This is a genomic window from Pyxidicoccus sp. MSG2 (assembly GCF_026626705.1).
Taxonomy (GTDB): Bacteria; Myxococcota; Myxococcia; order Myxococcales; family Myxococcaceae; genus Myxococcus.
Map to the genome: position 1 here is coordinate 11,531,113 of NZ_JAPNKC010000001.1, position 18,979 is coordinate 11,550,091.

19 protein-coding genes are annotated in these 18,979 nt (G+C 70.3%); 9 read left to right on the forward strand and 10 right to left on the reverse strand.

The annotated features are described in order from the left end of the window. Positions 1–19 precede the first annotated feature (19 nt). The 4 genes from OV427_RS44530 to OV427_RS44545 all read left to right on the forward strand — a co-directional run bounded on the left by OV427_RS44530 (position 20) and on the right by OV427_RS44545 (position 2,662). Entirely contained in the window at positions 20–175 is a 156-nt protein-coding gene (locus OV427_RS44530) for a hypothetical protein (protein ID WP_267862319.1), read from the forward strand. 37 nt (positions 176–212) lie between these two features. Beyond that, positions 213–929 carry an outer membrane beta-barrel protein gene (locus OV427_RS44535; RefSeq protein WP_267862320.1) on the forward strand — a complete coding sequence of 239 codons (717 nt, stop codon included), beginning with the start codon at positions 213–215 and terminating at the stop codon, positions 927–929. Positions 930–1,038: 109 nt separating this feature from the next. Then, positions 1,039–2,037, forward strand: a complete 999-nt coding sequence (locus OV427_RS44540) for a tetratricopeptide repeat protein (protein WP_164001966.1) — start codon at positions 1,039–1,041, stop codon at positions 2,035–2,037. Positions 2,038–2,149: 112 nt separating this feature from the next. Next, the gene (locus OV427_RS44545; protein ID WP_267862321.1) at positions 2,150–2,662 is read left to right on the forward strand and encodes a hypothetical protein; all 513 of its coding nucleotides are present in this window, start codon (positions 2,150–2,152) and stop codon (positions 2,660–2,662) included. A 6-nt stretch (positions 2,663–2,668) separates the two neighbouring features. On the opposite strand, the gene OV427_RS44550 is transcribed toward OV427_RS44545, so the two are convergent. The 8 genes from OV427_RS44550 to OV427_RS44585 form a co-directional block, all read right to left on the reverse strand. Then, a complete protein-coding gene (locus tag OV427_RS44550; RefSeq protein WP_267862322.1) occupies positions 2,669–4,300 on the reverse strand; it encodes a carboxypeptidase-like regulatory domain-containing protein in 1,632 nt (543 codons plus the stop codon). Continuing rightward, positions 4,297–4,857: a hypothetical protein gene (locus tag OV427_RS44555; protein ID WP_267862323.1), complete on the reverse strand. Its 561-nt coding sequence runs from the start codon at positions 4,855–4,857 to the stop codon at positions 4,297–4,299. Before OV427_RS44555 ends, OV427_RS44550 begins: the two co-directional genes overlap by 4 nt. Before the next feature lie 26 nt (positions 4,858–4,883). Continuing rightward, positions 4,884–6,773 carry a sigma 54-interacting transcriptional regulator gene (locus tag OV427_RS44560; RefSeq protein ID WP_267862324.1) on the reverse strand — a complete coding sequence of 630 codons (1,890 nt, stop codon included), beginning with the start codon at positions 6,771–6,773 and terminating at the stop codon, positions 4,884–4,886. A 22-nt stretch (positions 6,774–6,795) separates the two neighbouring features. Then, positions 6,796–7,803, reverse strand: coding sequence for a tetratricopeptide repeat protein (locus OV427_RS44565; RefSeq protein WP_267862325.1), 1,008 nt, complete (start codon positions 7,801–7,803; stop codon positions 6,796–6,798). Then, the gene (locus OV427_RS44570; protein WP_267862326.1) at positions 7,800–9,767 is read right to left on the reverse strand and encodes a serine/threonine-protein kinase; all 1,968 of its coding nucleotides are present in this window, start codon (positions 9,765–9,767) and stop codon (positions 7,800–7,802) included. Before OV427_RS44570 ends, OV427_RS44565 begins: the two co-directional genes overlap by 4 nt. A gap of 21 nt (positions 9,768–9,788) precedes the next feature. Continuing rightward, on the reverse strand, positions 9,789–10,886 hold the full coding sequence (locus OV427_RS44575) for a 6-phosphofructokinase (RefSeq protein WP_267862327.1): 1,098 nt from the start codon (positions 10,884–10,886) through the stop codon (positions 9,789–9,791). 140 nt (positions 10,887–11,026) lie between these two features. Beyond that, positions 11,027–11,512 carry a hypothetical protein gene (locus OV427_RS44580; protein ID WP_267862328.1) on the reverse strand — a complete coding sequence of 162 codons (486 nt, stop codon included), beginning with the start codon at positions 11,510–11,512 and terminating at the stop codon, positions 11,027–11,029. A 116-nt stretch (positions 11,513–11,628) separates the two neighbouring features. Beyond that, positions 11,629–12,183 carry a hypothetical protein gene (locus OV427_RS44585; RefSeq protein ID WP_267862329.1) on the reverse strand — a complete coding sequence of 185 codons (555 nt, stop codon included), beginning with the start codon at positions 12,181–12,183 and terminating at the stop codon, positions 11,629–11,631. Positions 12,184–12,289: 106 nt separating this feature from the next. On the opposite strand from OV427_RS44585, the gene OV427_RS44590 reads away from it, so the two are divergent. After that, positions 12,290–12,970, forward strand: a complete 681-nt coding sequence (locus OV427_RS44590) for a hypothetical protein (protein WP_267862330.1) — start codon at positions 12,290–12,292, stop codon at positions 12,968–12,970. A gap of 1 nt (position 12,971) precedes the next feature. Here OV427_RS44590 and OV427_RS44595 read toward each other — a convergent pair whose 3' ends face one another. Beyond that, positions 12,972–13,526 (reverse strand): hypothetical protein, encoded by a 555-nt coding sequence (locus OV427_RS44595; RefSeq protein ID WP_267862331.1) that lies wholly within the window; start codon positions 13,524–13,526, stop codon positions 12,972–12,974. Positions 13,527–13,883: 357 nt separating this feature from the next. Here OV427_RS44595 and OV427_RS44600 point away from each other — a divergent pair, with 357 nt between their 5' ends. From OV427_RS44600 to OV427_RS44615, 4 genes are all read left to right on the forward strand, one after another. Then, the gene (locus tag OV427_RS44600) at positions 13,884–14,192 is read left to right on the forward strand and encodes a hypothetical protein (RefSeq protein WP_267862332.1); all 309 of its coding nucleotides are present in this window, start codon (positions 13,884–13,886) and stop codon (positions 14,190–14,192) included. Positions 14,193–14,335: 143 nt separating this feature from the next. Beyond that, positions 14,336–15,661, forward strand: a complete 1,326-nt coding sequence (locus OV427_RS44605; protein WP_267862333.1) for a S1C family serine protease — start codon at positions 14,336–14,338, stop codon at positions 15,659–15,661. Then, on the forward strand, positions 15,649–16,617 hold the full coding sequence (locus OV427_RS44610; protein ID WP_267862334.1) for an FHA domain-containing protein: 969 nt from the start codon (positions 15,649–15,651) through the stop codon (positions 16,615–16,617). Before OV427_RS44605 ends, OV427_RS44610 begins: the two co-directional genes overlap by 13 nt. A 106-nt stretch (positions 16,618–16,723) precedes the next feature. Beyond that, on the forward strand, positions 16,724–17,254 hold the full coding sequence (locus OV427_RS44615) for a hypothetical protein (RefSeq protein WP_267862335.1): 531 nt from the start codon (positions 16,724–16,726) through the stop codon (positions 17,252–17,254). Positions 17,255–17,307: 53 nt separating this feature from the next. Here the strand turns inward: OV427_RS44615 and OV427_RS44620 are convergent, their stop codons facing one another. Beyond that, positions 17,308–18,951 carry a cyclic peptide export ABC transporter gene (locus OV427_RS44620; RefSeq protein WP_267862336.1) on the reverse strand — a complete coding sequence of 548 codons (1,644 nt, stop codon included), beginning with the start codon at positions 18,949–18,951 and terminating at the stop codon, positions 17,308–17,310. Positions 18,952–18,979 lie beyond the last annotated feature (28 nt).

Here is an 18,979-nt window from a genome sequence, read left to right on the forward strand (position 1 = left end):
AACGCACAGGAGCGGGCACATGCGCGGTGTGATCACCCTGCGGGACGTGGTGGCCAACCTGGACGTCGTGCTCCGCGAGTTCGGCGCGTTGTGCGTCGTGCGCTGCCTCCTCGCGTCGCTGCGTCGCAAGCAGACCACCTTCCTGGAAATCGCGCTGCGTCCCAAGCGCCCCTGAAGCCCCGGCCATTCGCCAGGGCCCCCAGAGTCCATTGATGCTCCGCCGCCTCCTCCCGCCGCTCGCCCTGCTCATCGCCGCCCCCGTTGCCGCCCAGGACTCCGACGAGTCTGAAGAAGAGGTCCCCACGTCGCTGGACGGGGTGGGGCGCATCTCCATCCAGGGCGGCTACCGCTTCACGTCCAACGAGACGTTCTACAAGAGCTGGTACAGCCGCGACCTCAACAAGGACCTGCCGCGCGCCCGCGAGGCCACGGGCGGTCCGCTGGCGGTGGGCACCTTCGCCTACGCCATCAACGACCTGGTGGAGCTGGGCATCGACCTGTTCGTCACCGGCGGGCGGCTCTACGTCAACTCGCCCGAGGGCGAGCAGCCCATCGACACCCTGAGCTACGGCGCCGCCGTGGGCCTGCGCTTCCAGACGGTGCTGCCGGAGGTGGGCCCGTATGGACTCCTGCCCTTCGCGGGCATTGCCACCGGACCCTCGCTCGCCTCGTCGAAGCGCAAGGGAGAGACGGTGCAGGAGACCACCACCCAGATCTGGATGGGCTCGCTCGGGACCACGCTGCGCCTGTCGCCGCGCTGGGGCGTCACGGCCGAGTACCGCCTCGCCTTCCTCCGCGGGCCCGTGGGCCCCAAGGACGACAAAGGGGCTCGAATCGGCAGCTTCAGCAATGGCGGTAGCTGGTTCTCCGTGGGCGTGACATACAGCTTCCCAGCCGAGCCGACGCGGCCCCTGTCTGGAAGATTGTAGGGGAGGCGGGCGGGCGTGGCCCGTCTGTCTGCTTTCCGGAAATGGACTGGCCGCGCGGGGCTGTTCCGCTCCGGAATTTATCGCCATACGCCCCGGAGAACTCCTTACGATGCGTGAGTCGGCCGAAGTCGTTTCCGCGCCCAGGAAGATGTCCATGCCAGAGCAGCCGAAGACCGATGTGGAGAAGGAGCTGGCGGATCTCCGCCGCGAAATCGTCGAGGCCCGCAACCTCGTCATCAAGAGCGACAACCTGCTGAAGAACCTCCATGCGGAGGTGAAGGCGGTTGGCAAGCGTCACGAGGACTTCCAGAAGCGCCAGTGGCTGTCGTCCGCCGTGGCCTACGTCCTCTTCGCGGTCATCGCCGTGGGCGCCGCGCTGATGATCACCAGCGCGCGCAGCTCCAGCGCCACCAACGAGCGCGAGCGGCTGGAGAAGATGGTCGCAGACCTGTCCTCTCAGCTGGAGAAGCAGCGCGGGGATGTGGCCACGCACCAGACGGCGCAGCGCGCCGCGGGCGAGGTCTACAAGATGATGACCACGCTCCCCGGCGACGAGCGCCTCAAGGGCATCGACGCGCTGGTGAAGCTGGACACCTCCCGCCTGTCCTCCCTGGAGCGCCAGGCCCTCAACGACCGCGCCACCGCGCTGCGCCGCGAGACGGGCGACGCCGCCTTCGAGCGCGGGAAGATCGCCTTCCGCAAGAACGAGATGGCGAGCGTCATCTCGGAGATGGAGCGCTTCCTGGCCATGAACCCGCCGCAGGAGCAGGCGCTCGACGCGTCCTTCTTCCTCGGCACGGCCTACAACAACTCCCGTCAGCACGACAAGGCGGTGCCGCTGCTGGCCCGCTTCGTCGAGGGCGACAAGGCCTCCAAGACGCGCGACTACGCCATGCTGCTGCTGGCCCAGTCGTACCAGGAGGTCGGCCAGATGGAGAAGGCGCTGGAGACCGCGCGCGACGCGGCCGGCACCTATCCCAACAGCCAGTACCAGCCGCAGTTCCGCGGCCGCATCGCCACGGTGAAGCGCGCCATGAACCCCGAGGCCGCCGCGGCCCCGGGCGCTCCCGCCGCCGCGCCCGCGGTGGCCACGCCCGCCGGCCAGTAGGGCCTCCGGGCGGCCGGGCCCCCACGAAGGGGCCCACAACCTCCCACCGGATGACGGTGGAGGCCACGGAAGCGTTGCCACACGGGGTCCACGGTCGTAAGACCTGGGCCCCGTGTCCGTTCCCGACCCCCGGAAAGACCCCCGCTTCCGCCGCTACCGCGGTGGCGCGTACGGCGTGTACATCCTGCTCACCACGTTGTTCTCGGTGTGGATCCTCTGGAACGTGGGCCGCTCGGTGGCCGCCATGACGCCGGAGAGGCCGCCCGCCGCCGCCCAGTTGCTCACCTTCCGCGAGTGCCTGGACGGCGCGCAGGCGCTGTGGGCGGAGCTGGAGTCCGAGCGCGAGAAGCTGGTGCGCGTGTCCCCCGCCCGCAACGTGGACCGGCAGTGGATGGGCTTCCGCACTGCCTGGTTGGAGCGGCTGCGCCAGCGCGAGTCCATGTGCGGGCTCGACTCGAGAGATCGCGAGTCGCTGCGCGTGGTGTTCCGCCGCCTGGAGGGCGTGCAGGACCTCTACACCATCCACGCGGTGCAGTACGCGGGCGAGGTGGGCGGCGCGGTGGACGCGCTGCACGCCGCCTTCGCCACCGCGCGCAAGAGCCCGGGCGCCGGTCGGCTGCCCTGAGCGCCTTCAGCGCACCGGCATCAGCGCGGTGTAGCGGCCCTGCTGGTCCGACACCGCCTGCGACAGCAGCACCGTGGTGGGCCGGCCCTCCAGCGTCACCACCCGGTAGAAGCGGATGGAGGCATAGGGCACGACGTGCGAGGTGCCCGCGTCCGCATCGCCCTCCGTCACCCGGCCGCTGACGGTGCGGCCCTTCTGCAGCGGGAAGGTGGCCAGCACCTGCGGCGTGTCGTCCTCGCCGGGCAGCACGGTGACGGTGCGACTGACGCGCGGCAGGTTCTCCGTGGGCACGAAGTCCACGCGGTACACGGCCGGGTCCAACCGCAGCTTGAAGGCGCCCAGGTTGTCCGTGGTACCCAGCGCCTCGCCGCCCGCGGGCGGACGCGGCCAGCCCGGCACCTGGCCCACCGGCTCCGCCACCACGCGCACGCCCGGCGCCGGGTTGGTGGTGTCCGGCAGCAGGAGGGCGCCCTGGACGATGCGCCGGTCCGGGCAGAGGACGTCCGGCAGCGTGGCCCCGGTGCGCGGCACCTCCACCGACTGCACCGTGAGGCCCGAGGTGGCACCCGGCGGAGGCACCACCACCAGCGACAGCGTCCCGCCCGGTGCGGACGGCAGCGTATCCGCGGTGAATCGCCCCTCGGCGCCGGTGGTGGCCAGCGGACCGCGGAAGGTGCCGCCTCCGCCCACCTCGCCCTGGAGCGAGACGGTGGCGCCCGCCACCGGCCGGCCGTCCAGGCCCACCACCCGGCCCGTCACCCGCACCGGCGTGCCGTAGTCGCCCAGCGTCAGCGGCTCGGTGAGCGGCGCGCGCGGGTCCACGGTGAAGGTCTTCTGCGGCACCCACGGGGCCGTGCCGGTGGCCGTCACGCGGAGCAGGAGCGCGGTGCGCCGCGCCGCCTCGCCAGGGATGACGATGGTGAAGGCGCCCGTGCCGCGCGTCACCGGCACGCGCTGGGACAGGGCCGTGAGGTCCGAGTCCAGGGCCTGGATTTCAAGGGACGCGTCCACCAGCACGCCTGCCTGGCGCTCCACCTTCCCGCTCAGCCGCGCCAGCGTGTCCGCGGCGGGCAGCACCATGTCCAGCGGCACCGTGGCGCCCGGCTCCACGTGGCTGGTGCCCCGCACCGGAGGCACCTCCACGTCGTCGGCCGTCAGCGTCACCGTGTACCCGCCGGTGCCCACCGGAAGCGCCCAGGCGCCATTGATGGGCACCAGCGCCGCGTCGTACTGCCGCACCACGCCGGGCAGCAGGAGGCTCTCGCCCGTGGCGCGCAGGTGGAGGGGCTCGGAGTAGGGGCGCATGGCGACCCCGCCGTCCTCCGCTGGCAGCGACGTGGCGCGCATCACCCGCCCCGCCACGGCGCCGGGGGCGAACAGCTCCAGGTTCTGCTCCGGCCGCAGGCCCTCCACGCGGAAGTCCTGCGCGTTGCGCCGCTCCTGGGGGTTGGGCACCACCTCCACGACGATGTCGCGGCCCGGATCTCCACAGCCGTCCGGGAAGCACACCTCGTCGACGCCGCACTCGTCATCCGAGCTGCACACCAACTGGCTGGGGTCCGGCTCCTCTTCCAATAGCGCGCAGCCGGCGCCCGCGAGCACCGCCAGCAGCGCGAGCCCCGCGCCCCGGCGAGTCACCGGCAGTCCCCCTGCACCGTGTTCACCGCCCACGCGTAGGTGGTGACGAACCCCGGGTTCTGGATGAGGGTGCCGTCCGGCAGCTCCACCGTCTCCGAGCGCGGCACGCGGTCCACCAGCTGGGAGTCGCTCACGAGCGCCTCCACCAGATGGGGGCCCGGCGTGGCCAGCGGGTTGTTGGCGGACGCGAGGCTGATGAGCAGCGTGCCCCGGTCCGCGCGCCGGGGCTCGCGGGTGTTCGTCAGCTCGTATTGGCGGTAGGCCTGGCGGGGGTCCTGCGGGTTGTAGTCCACGTACCAGTGCACGACGATGCGGTCGTCCACGTCCGGGTCTTCCACCACCACCTCGAAGGTGAGGTCGCACTGGCCGGCGCCGAAGTCGGAGATGATGCGCGCCTGCGGCGACACCAGGCTCTCCACGATGCGGGGGGGCCGGTTCATGAACTCGGGCACGCGGTCCAGTTGCGTGTCGTCCTGGGGAATGAGGCAGCCGGTGGCGGCCCACGCCGCGGCCACCAGCAGCACCGCCCAGGTCTGTCGCCGCGTCGTGCGTTCCATCGTCCGTGCGGGCCGCCCCTCTGGGACTAGAGCAGCTCGTCGCCCTCCTCGGGCGGCAGGGGTCGGCCAGACTTCTCCGCCTCCAGTTTCTCCAGGTGGCGGAAGATGGTGCGCGGGTCCACGCCCAGATCCTTGGCCGTCTTGGTGCGGTTGCCGTTGTTCCGGGCGAGCACCTCGTTGATGTAACGCTTCTGGAATTCTTCCTTGGCCTGGAGCAGCGGCATGATGGGCTCCAGGTTCTCCGGCTTGAGGTCCAGGTCGTCCGGGCCGAGCAGCGGCTTGTCCGCGAGCACCACCGCCTTCTTCAGCCGGTTCTCCAGCTCGCGGATGTTGCCGGGCCAGCCGTACTTGCGCATGGACACGGCGGCGGACGGCGTGAAGCCCCGGGCCTTGGAGTTGAACTCGCGCGAGTACTTCGAGAGGAAGAACTTCCCCAGCACCACCACGTCCTCGCCGCGCTCGCGCAGAGGCGGCAGCTTCAGCGTGACGACGTTGAGCCGGTAGTAGAGGTCCTCGCGGAAGGCGTTCTTCTTCACCTCGTCCTCGAGGACCTTGTTGGTGGCGGCCACCACGCGAATGTCCACCGGCTCGCCTCGGTTGTCGCCCACCTTGTAGACGATCTTCTCCTGCAGCGCGCGCAGCAGCTTCACCTGGAGCTGGAGCGGCATCTCGCCAATCTCGTCCAGGAAGAGCGTGCCGCCGATGGCCGCCTGGAACTTGCCCGCCTTGGTGGCCACCGCGCCGGTGAAGGCGCCCTTCACGTGGCCGAACAGCTCGCTCTCCAGGAGGCTCTCCGGGATGGCGCCGCAGTTGATGGTGATGAAGGGGCCCTTCACGCGCGGCGAGCGGCGGTGGATTTCCCGGGCGATGAGCTCCTTGCCGGTGCCCGTCTCGCCGGTAATCAGCACGGAGATGTCCGTGGGGGCAATCTTGTCGATGCGCTTGTACACGTCGCGCATGCCCTGACACGCGCCGACGATGTCACCGTAGCGCTGGTCCTCCAGCTTCCGGCGCAGCTCGGTGTTGTCGAGCTTGAGGTCGTTCACCAACATCGCGTTCTGCAGGACGAGCGACGCCTGCGCCGCGAAGATGGTGAGCATGTCCGCGCTCTTCGGCTCGAAGCGATTCACCAGCCGGTCATTGCCCACGTAGATGACGCCGAAGAGGTCGCCCTTGTGCATCAGCGGCACGCACATGACGGAGTGGACGCGGAGGTTGACCACGGACTCGCTGGCCTTGAACTCGGGGGCGTCCACCGCGTCCGCGACGATGATCGGCTTCTGGTCCTTCACCACCTTGGCGATGATGGAGTCCGACAGCTTCTCCACCGCGTCCTCGATGTTCTCCCGGGCCACGTTGCGGGCCACCTTCACGCGGGGCTCGCCGCTCTCCATGAGGATGAGGAAGCCCTTGTCGGCGCGAGTCACCTCGATGGCCTCGTCCATCAGGCCCTCCAGGATGCGCTCCACGTCGTAGAGCCCCAGCAGCCGCTCGCTGAACGCGGTGAGGCGGCGCAGCAGCACCAATTCGCGGCCCGGCACGCCGGGCAACTCCGACGTGTGCGAGTCCTCCGGGCTGGAGGTGCGGCTCACCTCGCGGGGCGCGGTGGGCGGCGGAGGCGGCGCGCGGGGCGCGTCCTCGCGGGCGAACGTCAGCTCGGTGCCGCCGACGCGGACCACGTCGCCGGTGGACAGGGCGTGCGCGTCGCGCTTCTTGCCGTTGACGTGGAAGGTGGCTCCGAGGCTGCCCACCTCGTAGCGGCTGCCGTCATAGGTGACGTGGAGGGCGCTGTCGGGCACGCCCGGGTCCTCGAGCTGCACGTCGTTGTCCGGGCCCCGGCCGATGCTGGTGATGCGCTTGAGCAGGGAGACCGAGCGGACCTTGCCATCGGGAGAGCGGACGGTGAGGCTGGCCATGGCGTCGCGTACCTGGAGAGGCTCAGAAGAAGAGGGTGAGGCCGGCGCCGAGTCCGCCGGAGGTGGAGTACAGGCTCAAGCGCGGCGGAGGTGTGGGTGCCTCCACGCGCGGCGGGCCGGGAGGGTTGGGCGAGGGCGAGGGCGCTTCCGGGCGGGGCTCCACCGTGGTGCGGATGACCTGGTCCTCGTGGTGGTACAGCGCGTCCACCACGCCCAGCGCGTAGATGGTGTAGAAGCCCGCGGCCGAGGACAGCTTGAGCAGTTGCCAGGTGTCGCGCTGGCGGCTGCGGCTGGTGGGGATGTAGCGGACCCGCACGGAGGCCTTGCCATCCGGGTCGAGCACGTTGTCCAGCGGGATGACCTGCTCCTCGAAGAGCGAGTCGTAGGCGAAGAAGGAGATGATGCTCGTCACCGCGAGCGCGCCCTCGGTGGCGGCGAAGACGATGCCGAGGCTGTTGCGGCCCTGCTGGAACTGGCCGGCGCCGAAGGGCACGAAGTTGACCAGGAAGTTGCGCTTCTCCACGGTGCGCACGGTGACCTGACTGGCCAGCTCCTCGGCGCGGCGGCGCTGCACCTCGGCCTCCACGCGCTCTCGCTCGCGGCGCTCGGCCTCGGCCTTCTCGCGCTCCTGGCGCAGGCGCCGCTCCTGGCGGAGGAACTCCAGCTCGCTGGACATCTCTTCCTTGAGCGCATCCAGGAAGGCCACCGCCGGGGGCGGGACGACGAAGGGGTCCAGGCCGTAGTCCGGATCCAACCGGAGCAGGGCGCGCAGGTGGCGCGTGGCGTCCTCGGTGCGGCCGAGGTTGAAGGCCGCGAGGCCCGCCAGCTTGTGCAACTCCACCAGGTCGTCCTCGGCCAACCCGCCGCGGTCGATGCGGGCTCCCGCGCGATCCATCACCTCGGCGTACTTGCCGTACTCGAAGCTGGAGCGCAGGGCGTCCACCTCCGGGTCTCCGGAGTCCTGGGCGAGCGCGGCGGGCGCCGCGAGGACGAGCGTCCACAGCAGGAGCAGGAAGCGTCCGCGGCTCATTCGGGGCGGAGGCTCCCTTTCAGGGTGGCGGGCTTGCCGGGCCGCAGGTGCACCACGCGCCGCTCCGGCTGGAAGCCGGTGCGGGAGATCTCCACCACGACGGTGTGCTGGAAGCCGGCGGGGCCGCGCGGGGAGCGGACCTCGAAGGGCTTCTGGAGGCTCTCCTGCGCGGTGCGCTCCTCGTCGCCGATGCGCACGGTGGCGTCCGCGGGCTCGTAGTCGAGGGAGAGCATCGTGGGCTTGGGCTGGGCGCCCATGTGGAAGACGTTCTCCCCGTTCGCGCTCACCTCGATGGTATCCACCACGTCGTCGCAGTAGTCGCAGGAGATGGTGACGGTGTGAAGCCCTGGCGTCACCTCCAGGTCGTGCTTCTGGAGCGGCTGGGCGCTCGGCGCGCCGTCGCCCACCCGGATGATGCCGTACGGCCGCACCAGGATGGACACCGGCACCTTGCGCACCAGCGGCTTGCGCAGCGCGGCGTCGTCCGGGGCGGCGAGCGCGGGGCGCGTGACACCGGTGCGCGCACCGCCCGGGGTGGGGGAGGCGTCGTTGCGCGGAGTGAGACCTCCCGGAGGCGTGGGGCGCGAGCCTGGCGAAGAGGGGGAGGCGATGGGCGCTGGAGTTTCTTCGTCCTTCTGGGACGGCGGCTGCGCCATCGCGGGAGGTCGCGGCGCGACAGTGCCCGTGTCCGTCGCGTTGCTCCCAGCGGAGCCCTGCGGGGGGCGCGCGTCCGTGCCGGTACCCGGCTGCGTGGGTGCGCCCGTGCCGTTGCCCCGCGTGTCCTCCACGGAGCCTGGGATGTCCTGGCCGGCGCGCGCCTGATGGACCTTCCAGCCGCCCAGTCCGAGCAGGCCGAGGGTGGCCAGGCCGATGCCCGCGCGCATGCCCCGGCGGCGCCACGTCTTGATGCGCTGGGCGCGCTGCAACCCCTTGAGGAGCGCGAGCGCGCGGGCATTCGTCGCATCCAGCGCGAGCACGTGGTTGAGGCTGCCCAGCGCGCGCGGCGTGCGCTTCTCCGCGAGCAGGCGCTCACTGCGCTCCAGCAGCGACGCGACGATGCGCTGCCGCGCCAGCTTCTGGTACGAGTGCGGGTCCGCGAAGAAGGACACCAGCTCCTCGCCCACGCGAGAGAAGCCCAATCCGGCGAGGTAGTCCGCCAGCGCGTCGCGCAGCTTCGCCGCGTCCGGGTAGCGCCGCTGCGGATCTCTCTGGAGACAGGTGCCGCAGATCTCCGCCAGTTCGTCCGACAGCGTGGGCACGCGGCGGCGCGGGTCCTCGTAGTCGCCGTCGAGGATGCGCTTGAGCGTGGCCGTGGTGTTGGCCGCGGTGAAGGGCAGCCGGCCCGTCATTGCCGCGTAGAACATGATGCCCACGCTGAAGACGTCCGCCTCCGGGCCTGCCTCCAGGCCCTCGATGATTTCCGGAGCCATGTGGGCCGGCGAGCCCACCAGCGTGCCCGTCACCGTCATCCGCTCCTCGATGTCGAGCAGCCTCGCGATGCCGAAGTCCATGAGCTTGAGGACGCCGTCCTCGCGCACCATGACGTTCTCCGGCTTGAGGTCGCGGTGGATGACGCCGGCCTCGTGCGCGTGGGCGAGCGCCGCCGCCAGCTCGTGGATGACCATGGCCGCCAGCTCCGGCGGCTCCATGGGCCCCTCGTCGAGGAAGGTCTTCAGCGTCACGCCGCGGATGTACTCGGTGACGATGAACGCGTCCTGCGCTTCCGCGGAGGAGAAGTCGAAGACCTCGAGGATGTTGGGGTGGTGCAGCTTGGCCACCGCGCGGGCCTCGCGCGCGAGCCGGCGGCGGGACTCGTCCTTGCCGGCCAGGTGCGGGTGCAGCACCTTCACCGCGACTTCGCGGTCCAGGGCCGTATCCAGGCCCTTGTACACGACGCTCATGCCCCCCGAGCCGAGCTGCTCGAGGATGCGATAGCGACCGATATGGCGGCCGACGAGCGTCATGGTGTGCGGCGGTCCTCCCCCTCAGTCCCCGAAGCTGATGCCCATGGACTTCGCGAAGCGCACCAGCTCTCCAGATGGGTCCACCCGGCGCTCCTTGCGCGACTCACTCAACGGTACCGCGACCACCTCACCGGCGCGCAGCGCCACCATATGGTTCCACTGTCCGTCACGCACGAGATCCAACACCTTGCACCCGTAGCGCGTGGCCAGCACCCGGTCCGCGGCGCTCGGGCTGCCGCCGCGCTGCAGGTGGCCCAGCACCGTCACGCGAATCTCCGCCTCGACATGCCGCGCCAGCAGGTCCGCGCACACCTTGCCGGAGCCGCCCAGCCGCACCACACCCCGCCCGGGCACGTCCTCGGCCTTCTCCAGCACGGCGAGCGCGCCGCCCTCGGGGAAGGCCCCCTCGGAGATGGCGACGATGGAGAAGCTGCGCCGGCGCGTGGAACGGCGGCGGATCTTGTCGAGGATGGACTCCACCCGGTAGGGAATCTCGGGGATGAGGATGACGTCCGCGCCGCCGGCGATTCCGCTCTCCAACGTGAGGAAACCGGCGTGGCGGCCCATGATCTCCACCACCATCACCCGGTCATGCGCCTCGGCGGTGGAGTGCAGCCGGTCCAGCGCCTCGGTGACGATGAGGCGCGCGGTGTCGAAGCCGAACGTCTGGTCCGTGCCGGAGAGGTCGTTGTCGATGGTCTTCGGGCAGCCCACGACCTTGAGACCCTTGGCCGCCAATCGGTGGCCAATCGAAAGCGTTCCGTCCCCGCCGACGGCGACGAGCCCGTCCAGCTTCAATTCCTCGCACCGGCGCAGGACCTGGTCGGACACGTCCCGCTCCACCCAGTGGCCGCTCTCATGGAAGGCGTAGGCGAAGGGATTGGCCTTGTTCGACGTGCCGAGGATGGTGCCGCCCTTGGGGAGGATGCCGCGCGTGTCCTCCTCGGTGAGTGGGTGGGCGAGCCCCGGCTCGACCAGGCCCATGTAGCCATTCTCGATGCCGACGAACTCGTGGCCGAACTCGTGCGTGCCCCGCTTCACGAGGCCGCGGATCAGCGCGTTGAGCCCGGGACAGTCGCCACCACCGGTGAGGACGCCGAGTCGGAGGGATTGGGGCATACAGGTCGGACGCGGGTGTCAGAGGGACGGGGTGACACCATGACAGCGACGTCGGACCTGATTCTAGGGGTGCCCTCCGGGGGGTGCAACGCGCGAATCACCCGGTACGGCGGAATTGCGAGTGAAGACGGGCTCTTCCATCAGTCGCGCTTGAGGCGGCGCCGCGAGGCGACCCTGTCGAGCAGGGCCTGGAGGCGGGGTTCCGCATCCTTGGGGAGGGCCTTGTCTGTGGGGGACTGTAGGGGCATCTCGCGCGCGAGAGCGTAGAGCTCGATCAGCCGCTCCTTGAGCAGCTCGCTGTCCGGGCGCTCCTGGAGTGCACGGCGGTAGGCGGCGGCGGCTCCCACGTAGTCCCCGAGGGCGAAGAGGCGCTCGCCCTCCTGCACGGGTGAGGAGGGGGCCAGCGGCAGGGACGCCTCCTCCTCGGGGGGACGGGAGGCCTGGAGGGCCTGGAGCTCCGAGGGCTGGAGCGAGTCGCGCAGGTTGGCGAGCTTGAGGGCGAGCGCCGTGTCGTCGGGGAAGGCCCGGGCGAGCGACTCATAGAGGTGGAGCGCCTCGGCGAGCTCGCCCCGGCGCAGGGCGCGATCGGCGCGTGCCTCCATGTCGGCCCGGGCTCCTGGGGTCATCGGGCCGGGGAGGTTACCCGCGACGTCGGGGGGATGTCACAACGAAGGCATGGCGGCGTCGCACGTCTGGAGAAGACCCGGGACGGCAGGGTGAGGACCGCCCCGGGAGGCTCACCTCAGCCCCGCGGCGTGATGTAGCAGAGGTTCGAGGCGTAGGGGCAGTCCTGGGGGCAGACGGTGGGGTTCTCGCGGCAGCAGACGCGGTCGCCGCACCTGTTGCTGCCGCAGTCCTCGGGGCAGCTGTAGGCCTCCGTGTTGATGTCGCAGATGTCATCGCCGCACTCAGGGACGCAGATGCGGCTGGGCGTGACGCTCGGGAGCTCCTGCTCGCCGACGAGATGCTCCGGGGCTTCGCCCGTCAGGTCGATGGGAGTGAAGTAGCAGGAGTTCGAGGCGTAGGGGCAGTCCTGGGGGCAGACGGTGGGGTTCTCGTGGCAGCAGATGCGGTCGCCGCACGTGTTGCTGCCGCAGTCCTGGGGACAGCTATAGGCCTCCGTGTTGATGTCGCAGATGTGGTCGCCGCAGACGGAGTAGCAATAGACGTTGGCGTCGCGGGTCGACCGCGGCTCGCCGGGGCTGTCGTCCGTGGCACCGGGCGTCGCCGTGCCTCCACATGCCAGGAGGAAAAGGCAGGCTGCCAGGGACAGGACTCGAGTCTGGAACGTGCGCATCGGAGGCTCCTTGCTGCGGGGAGCCTCGCGAATAGCACGGATGGGATGGATAACGTGGATTCCCTGGAGGGGTGGTCCGGGGTCGGCAGGAGGGACGTGGCGCCCTATGCTTGTCGCCGTGCACTCCTCGCTCTGGGCCCTGGGACTGGTGGCGCTGTCTGGCGCGCTCGGCTCCGAGCTGCGCCGTGACGGCTACCAGTTCCGTCCGCCCGAGGGCTTCCACATGGTGCGCTGGGAGCAGTACGCCGGCTCGCGCGCGGGGACGGTGACGCTGGAGGCGGATGCGCCGCGAGCGTTGTCCGCCGCGCTGGCGGATGGCGAGGGCCCGGAGGCGGCGACGCTGCTGGTGTCCGTGGTGGAGCGGGGTTTCTCCGCGAGCCCCTCCGCGCGGGACGAGTTCGCTGCGGCGGTGATGCAGCACTTCCAGAGGGACCTGGGCCTGACACTGTCACCCGAGCGAGTGGAGCGGCTGGGCGGAGCGGTGCCTCGCGTGGAGGTGCTGGGCACGCTGCGCGAGGCGGGGCAGGTGCGCACGGTGCTGGTGGTGGGGCTGGCGTCGGAAGGCCGTCACGCGGTGGTGGCGGTGAGCGCGCCCGCGGTGCGGTGGGAGGAATTGGAGCCCCGCGTGCGAGCTTCGCTGGAGACCTTCCGGCTGGAGCCGACGACGGCCGCGGGGCCCGTGCCGCGCAGGCTGCTGGGAGCGCTCGCGGGGGCCCTGGCGGGAGCGCTGGTGGCTTCGTACACCGCGTGGCGCAAGCGGAGCGTGCGCCACGGCTCGGGGGGGTGAGTCAGCCCGTGAACTGGAAGCGATAGAGACACTCCGCTTCGCCCTTCGAGAAGCCCTTGAGGCGCTCGGACTTCACGTTCTTCGCGCCGAGCACTTCCAGCCCGCGCTTCATGAAGCCCATGGTGATGTACTCGAAGTACGCGTGTGGCCTGGGGACGCCGGTGATGCGCAACTCCGCGTAGCCCTCGCCCGTGTCCACGTGCGCGAGGCCCGCGCTGAAATACGCCTTCCACACGCCAGGGAAGAACTGCAGGAAGCGGCGGTAGTCGGCCTGGGCGAACATGGCCTTGAGCTGTCCCTTCGTGAGCGCCTGCTCCACTGCGTTCTCACCGAAGGTCCAGTACGCCATGGGGTTGTTCTTGTAGAAGCGCGCGAGCAGCGCCTCCGAGAAGCGCACGTAGGACTCCACCGGAATCCACGTCATGGGCATCACCGGCTTCGTGAAGACGGCGTCCTTCTTCGCATACTCCGTCAGGAACGAGCGCCACGCATCCGCGCCGAAGTCAGCCACCACGGAATCCTGCCTCGCGAGGAATGCCGTGCCCTTGATCTCCATGTCTTCGTCATCTCCCAATGTGTGAAGGCGGGCGCCAGGCCCTGCTTCATGCGGAGGCGCATTCTTCTCGCGCGTCGCCATTGAATGCGAGGGCAGGCACCCAGGCGTGGAAGCCCGCCCGCCCCCTGTCACGAGGGGACCCACGCGCGCTCGCCCTGATCACTCCACTGCGGGTCCGGGCAGGCGAACCTTGATAGAAGTCGCGCGCATGAGAGAGGGAAAGCCGAGCCAGACCGCGTCGATGGTGGCCTTCTTGCGCGCGCTCGCCGACCTCGGAGTGACGAGCGCGAAAGGGTTCCAGGACCCCACCGCGCAGCACCTGCTCCCCGCACCGTGTGGCTCTGGGAGGGCGTGGTGATGTATCTGACCTCCACCGCGATGCGCGCCACGCTGCGGGTGCTCGCGGCTCGCTCGGTGGAGGGGGCGACGGCCATCATCCAGTACAACACCCGACCCTCCGGCCCCCACGCGCTGAGCCTGCTGCTCCGCTTCTGGAGGGAGCCGCAGATTTCCCTCCACACGCCGGAGGTCATGGCGGCGGAGCTCGGCGCCGTGGGCTTCCACGTCATCGCCGATACGGGAACGGACGAATGGGCCCGGCGCTTCAACGCCACGTCTCCGGGGGAGATGCGGCAGGGCGCAAGGGTGGTGGTCGCGACGAAGTAGGCGGGCCCGCACTCCCGGCACGGGAGGCCGGGCGTGCACGGAGAGCCCGTCCCGGGAGCAGGCCACCGTCCTGTCCGTCGCGGACACTCACCCGCCGCTCCGTACCCCCCGAGCCAGGCGGGGTGGGGTAGGGTGGGACGCACATGTTCGCCTTCATCCTCGCCGCCGTGCTCGCGCAGGCGCCGGTGGCTCCCGTGGAGCCCGGCCCGTCAGCGCCGGATGCCGGAGCCCCCGAGGCCGCGCCGCCGGTGCCCATCTCCGCGCTGCCGCCCGCCACCCATGAGCTGTTCCAGCGCATCCAGGGCCGCGTCGCCCAGGTGCGCATCATCGAGCGCCGCTCGGGGACGCGCTCGTCCATCGGCTCGGCGTTCTTCGTCTCCGCCGCCGGCCACGCGGTGACGAACTACCACGTGGTCTCCGACGTGGTCATCCACCCCGAGGACTACACCGCGGAGCTGGTGCTGAGCGGCAGTCCGGAGCCCGTCCCCGTGCGCCTGGTGGACGTGGACGTGGTGCACGACCTGGCCGTCATCCAGATGGGCACGCCGGTGACGGACTTCTTCGCCCTCGAGGACCGCGAGCCGCCGCAGGGCGCGCGGCTGTTCGCCATGGGCAACCCGAGAGACCTCGGCACCACCATCGTCGAGGGCACGTACAACGGCTACATCCAGGACGCCCTCTACGAGCGGCTCCACTTCAGTGGCGCCATCAACCCCGGCATGAGCGGCGGGCCCACGCTCACCGGAGAGGGTCGCGTGGTGGGCATCAACGTCGCCACCATGGGCAACCAGGTGGGCTTCCTCGTGCCAGTGCGCTACGCGCGCGAATTGCTCGCCCGCGCGCTGAAGGAAACGGCGGCGGACCCGCAGGCGCTGCTGGACACGGTGCGCACGCAGCTCATGGACAACCAGGAGCGCCTCACCGAGCGGCTCATGGAGGCGCCGCTGCCGAAGCAGGCGCTGGGCGGCTACCAGGTCCCCGGCCGTTGGAGCCCCTTCCTCAAGTGCTGGGGCGACACGCCGCACGACCCGGAGGTGCCGTACACGGTGACGAACTACCAGTGCTCGTCCGAGGAGGACATCTACGTGTCCTCGAACCACCGCACGGGCGTGGTGGCCTACCTGCACCAGCACGCCACCAGTCAGAAGCTGGGCGCGCTGCGCTTCTCCGCGCTCTACAGCGCGCTGTTCGCCCAGGACCCGGACGCGGTGGAGGCCACGCGCCAGGACGTCACCAACTACCGTTGCAAGTCGGAGTTCGTGGACGTGGGCGGCCTGCCGGTGCGCGCCGCGCTGTGCCTGCGCGCGTACCGGAAGTTCCCCGGCCTCTATGACGTGGTGCTGCGCGCGGCCACGCTGAACGCGGGCACCAGCGGCGTGGACACCTCGCTGACGCTCGCCGGCTTTACCGCGGACAACGGCCGGAAGATTGCCCGCCGCTACCTGGAGGGGCTGTCGTGGACGAAGTGATCTTCCTGGAAGTGCTGGAGGGCGACGCCGTCCATGCCCGCCACCGCCTGGAGCGCTTCCCCGCCAGCGTGGGGCGCGGCTACTCCAACGACGTCATCCTCGACGACCCGAAGGTGTCCGCCGAGCACCTGCGCATCGAGCGCCGCGAGGACGGCGTATTGATGTTGCGCGACGTGGGCAGCCACAACGGCACCTTCCGCGTGGAGCCCTGGGCGCCGCTCGCCGAGCTGGAATTGACGTCCGACACCCGCGTGGCGGTGGGCGATACCGTGCTGCGCTTCCGCGCGCGCAACCACCCGGTGGAGGACACCGTCGTCGGGCCCGCGCCCACCGCGCCGCGCCCCCGCGTCTTCGAGCAGCCCCGCACCTTCGCCCTGGCGCTGGTGGCCCTGGTGGGCGCGAGCCTCCTGGAGGGGTACCTCACCAACTACGGGCGCACTGACTGGGGCGAGTTGACGGTGGCGGTGGTGGCTCCGCTGGCCCTCATGTTCGTGTGGGCGGGTGGCTGGTCCGTGGCGAGCCGCATCGCCCGCCGGCAGTTCCACTACCGCACGCACGCCGCCATTGGCACGCTGGTGCTGCTGGGCTCCATCGTCATTCCCGCGCTGCTCACGCTGGTGGCCTTCAGCCTTGCGCTGGGGGGCGGGCTGCCGGGAGTGCACTACCTCGCCTTCCTCGGGCTGATGGGGTGGGGGCTCTACTGGCACCTGCGCTACGTGACGCGGTGGGACCCCCGGCGGTTGATGCGCGTGCTCACCGTCGTCACGCTCGTGTTCGGCGCGCTGTCCCGCGCGGGAGACTGGTTGGGCAACGAGGGCTTCAGCGACGGGCTCGACTTCCCTCGCACGCTGCTGCCCCCCGCCTTCCGCCTCGCCCGCGCGCAGCCCGTGGACGCTTTCTTCGAGGACACGGCGGGGTTGCAGGAGCAGGTGGACGCGCTGACGAAGGAGGAGTGAGCGCAGCCGTCCCAGGATTCACACAGAAGTGCATTGCGCGAAGTCCCGGGAAAGGCTCCCATACGTGTGAGTCGGGAATGACCCCGACTCCACACCTGGAGCTGCCATGCGTTCCTCCCTGCGTTTCTCGGCGTTCATCTTCGTGACTTCCCTCCTGGGCCTGGGCTGTGGGGCCGCGCCGCAGCCGGAGTCGCAGCCGGCGGCCGAGGCCGTGCCTGAATTGGTGGAGGTGGAGCAGGGCGCGGTCGGCGACTCGCTGCTGCGGTGTGAGCAGCCGCAGGACGGCACGTACCTGGAGGTGGTGCAGACGGCCACCGGCTATGAGGCCGCGCACGTGTCCGAGGAGTACGACCCGTGGGATTGCCGCTGCACGTACACGAAGCGCACGGTGCTGGGGCAGTACACCCGTTGTTACAAGTCCACGGTGGACCCGCGCATCATGAACTGCTTCCGCATCGAGCCCAACGGCACGACGGGCAAGGTGGTGCTGTCCACCACGCGCGTGCAGAAGACGCAGATGGTGATTGGCAGCACGCAGACGGTTTCCTACAGCGAGCTGAGCATCGCGGCCATCAACCAGGACCCCGGCCAGACGCCGCGCCAGGACTTCAACTACAACCTGGGCGACTGCCAGTAGGCGGGGGGCCTGGCCGCGCCGTCCGGGCGCGGCCAGGCCTCGGTCGCGCGCCTTCAGGTCGTGGCGAGCCGGGGGACCGCCTGGTCCGCGCCTTCCGGGAGGAGCTGGCCGTACTCCAGTCGGAGGATCCGGTCGGCCTTGGAGAAGTAGCGGTCATCGTGGCTGATGACGATGACCATCTTGCCTCGGCGCCGCAGGTCCGCCAGCAGCTCCTGGTAGAAGATGTCCTTGAAGATGGGGTCCTGGTCCGCGGCCCACTCGTCGAAGAGGTAGATGGGGCGGTCCTCGAGGTTGGCGGTCAGCAGCGCCAGGCGCTTGCGCTGGCCGAGCGACAGGTCGGTGGTGGACAGCGCGTCGCGGGTGATGCGCACCTTGGCGTCCAGGTGCAGACGCTCCAGGTAGCCCTGGGCCGCGCGCGTGGCCTCCTGCGTGAGGCCCATCAGCCGCTCGAAGAGGTAGAAGTCGGCGAAGATGGCGGAAAAGAGCTGGCGGTACTGCTCCCGGCCCGGCTCAGTCACCGGTTGGCCGTCGACGAGGATTTCCCCGGACTCGGGGGTGTAGAGGCCGGTGAGCAGCTTGGCCAGCGTCGTCTTCCCGCTGCCGTTGCCGCCCACCAGGAAGACGACCTCGCCGGGACGCAGGGTCAGGTTCACCGGGCCTAGCATGAAGCGCTCATCCTGCTGCTCGCGGTGGTAGCTGTGGGTGACGCCCCGCAGTTCCAGGGTGGAAAAGCTCCGCGGGGCGGCGGCGGGCGCCGCAACCGGCTCGGCTTCCTGGGCCAGGGACAGGCCCAGCGCCTCGATTTTTTGCGCGGCGACGCTGCCCCGTCCCAGCGGGGGGACGAAGTCCATCATCGTCTGCAGGGGCTGCTGCAGGTAGAGGATGGTGAGGGTGTAGCCGAGCAACTGCACTGGGTCGACGACGGCCAGCCGGGGCAGGCCGTACAGGAGCAGGCCGATGAAGACGAAGAAGAGGAAGAAGCCCCAACCGCTCGCGACGGCGTAATTGCTGCTGCTGGAGATGGCCAGGTCGCGGAGCTGCTTCGTGGTGGGCTCGAGGTCCTCCGAGAGGAAGGCCTGCCGGCGGGGCCCGTGCAGCTTCAGCTCCTTGATGCCCTCGGTGACGGCGCGGAAGTGCTGGTAGAGGGTGTCCTGGATTTCGCGCACCTTGCTCAGCAGGCGCGTGGAGCGCCTGGTGAGCAGCCGGAAGGTCAGCGTTCCCACCATGAGGAAGCCGGTGAGCCCGGCGAAAAGGGACAGGGAGATGGTGGCAAGCCAGACGAGGCAGCCGAAGAGGATGGCGGCGCTGATGAGGAAGTAGGGCATCACGGACATGCCCATGCCCACCGTGACGATGTCATCCGTGAGGGTGGCCAGCAGTCGGTGGCGCCCCAGCGTCTCCAGCCGGCGCAGGGGCGCGGCGAGGATGTTGCGGCTGAGCCGCAGTCGCAGGTGGAAGAGGGCGCCCTGGTGGAGGCGGGCGAGCAGCACCTGAGCGCTGATGCGACTGAGCAGCGTGCCCAGACCCAGGAGGGCGAACATGGCCGCGCCGCCGGAGACGGAGGTGTCGCGGGCGGCGAGGGTGTCATTGATGAGGGCCAGCAGGCCGGCACTGCACGCGCCGGAGATCAGACCGCAGAGGACCGCGAGCAGGACGCGCCCGCGGGATTGCTTGAGCATCAGGAGGAAGAGCTTCACGGTGGAGTCCTCAAGTGCAGCATGTTCT

What these genes read in the sequence shown, in the direction of transcription:
- OV427_RS44530 (WP_267862319.1), top strand. Translation starts at nt 20, where the DNA reads ATGCGCGGTGTGATCACCCTGCGGGACGTGGTGGCCAACCTGGACGTC.
- OV427_RS44535 (WP_267862320.1), top strand. Translation starts at nt 213, where the DNA reads ATGCTCCGCCGCCTCCTCCCGCCGCTCGCCCTGCTCATCGCCGCCCCC.
- OV427_RS44540 (WP_164001966.1), top strand. Translation starts at nt 1,039, where the DNA reads ATGCGTGAGTCGGCCGAAGTCGTTTCCGCGCCCAGGAAGATGTCCATG.
- OV427_RS44555 (WP_267862323.1), bottom strand. Translation starts at nt 4,857, where the DNA reads ATGGAACGCACGACGCGGCGACAGACCTGGGCGGTGCTGCTGGTGGCC.
- OV427_RS44560 (WP_267862324.1), bottom strand. Translation starts at nt 6,773, where the DNA reads ATGGCCAGCCTCACCGTCCGCTCTCCCGATGGCAAGGTCCGCTCGGTC.
- OV427_RS44565 (WP_267862325.1), bottom strand. Translation starts at nt 7,803, where the DNA reads ATGAGCCGCGGACGCTTCCTGCTCCTGCTGTGGACGCTCGTCCTCGCG.
- OV427_RS44570 (WP_267862326.1), bottom strand. Translation starts at nt 9,767, where the DNA reads ATGACGCTCGTCGGCCGCCATATCGGTCGCTATCGCATCCTCGAGCAG.
- OV427_RS44575 (WP_267862327.1), bottom strand. Translation starts at nt 10,886, where the DNA reads ATGCCCCAATCCCTCCGACTCGGCGTCCTCACCGGTGGTGGCGACTGT.
- OV427_RS44580 (WP_267862328.1), bottom strand. Translation starts at nt 11,512, where the DNA reads ATGACCCCAGGAGCCCGGGCCGACATGGAGGCACGCGCCGATCGCGCC.
- OV427_RS44585 (WP_267862329.1), bottom strand. Translation starts at nt 12,183, where the DNA reads ATGCGCACGTTCCAGACTCGAGTCCTGTCCCTGGCAGCCTGCCTTTTC.
- OV427_RS44590 (WP_267862330.1), top strand. Translation starts at nt 12,290, where the DNA reads ATGCTTGTCGCCGTGCACTCCTCGCTCTGGGCCCTGGGACTGGTGGCG.
- OV427_RS44595 (WP_267862331.1), bottom strand. Translation starts at nt 13,526, where the DNA reads ATGGAGATCAAGGGCACGGCATTCCTCGCGAGGCAGGATTCCGTGGTG.
- OV427_RS44600 (WP_267862332.1), top strand. Translation starts at nt 13,884, where the DNA reads ATGTATCTGACCTCCACCGCGATGCGCGCCACGCTGCGGGTGCTCGCG.
- OV427_RS44605 (WP_267862333.1), top strand. Translation starts at nt 14,336, where the DNA reads ATGTTCGCCTTCATCCTCGCCGCCGTGCTCGCGCAGGCGCCGGTGGCT.
- OV427_RS44615 (WP_267862335.1), top strand. Translation starts at nt 16,724, where the DNA reads ATGCGTTCCTCCCTGCGTTTCTCGGCGTTCATCTTCGTGACTTCCCTC.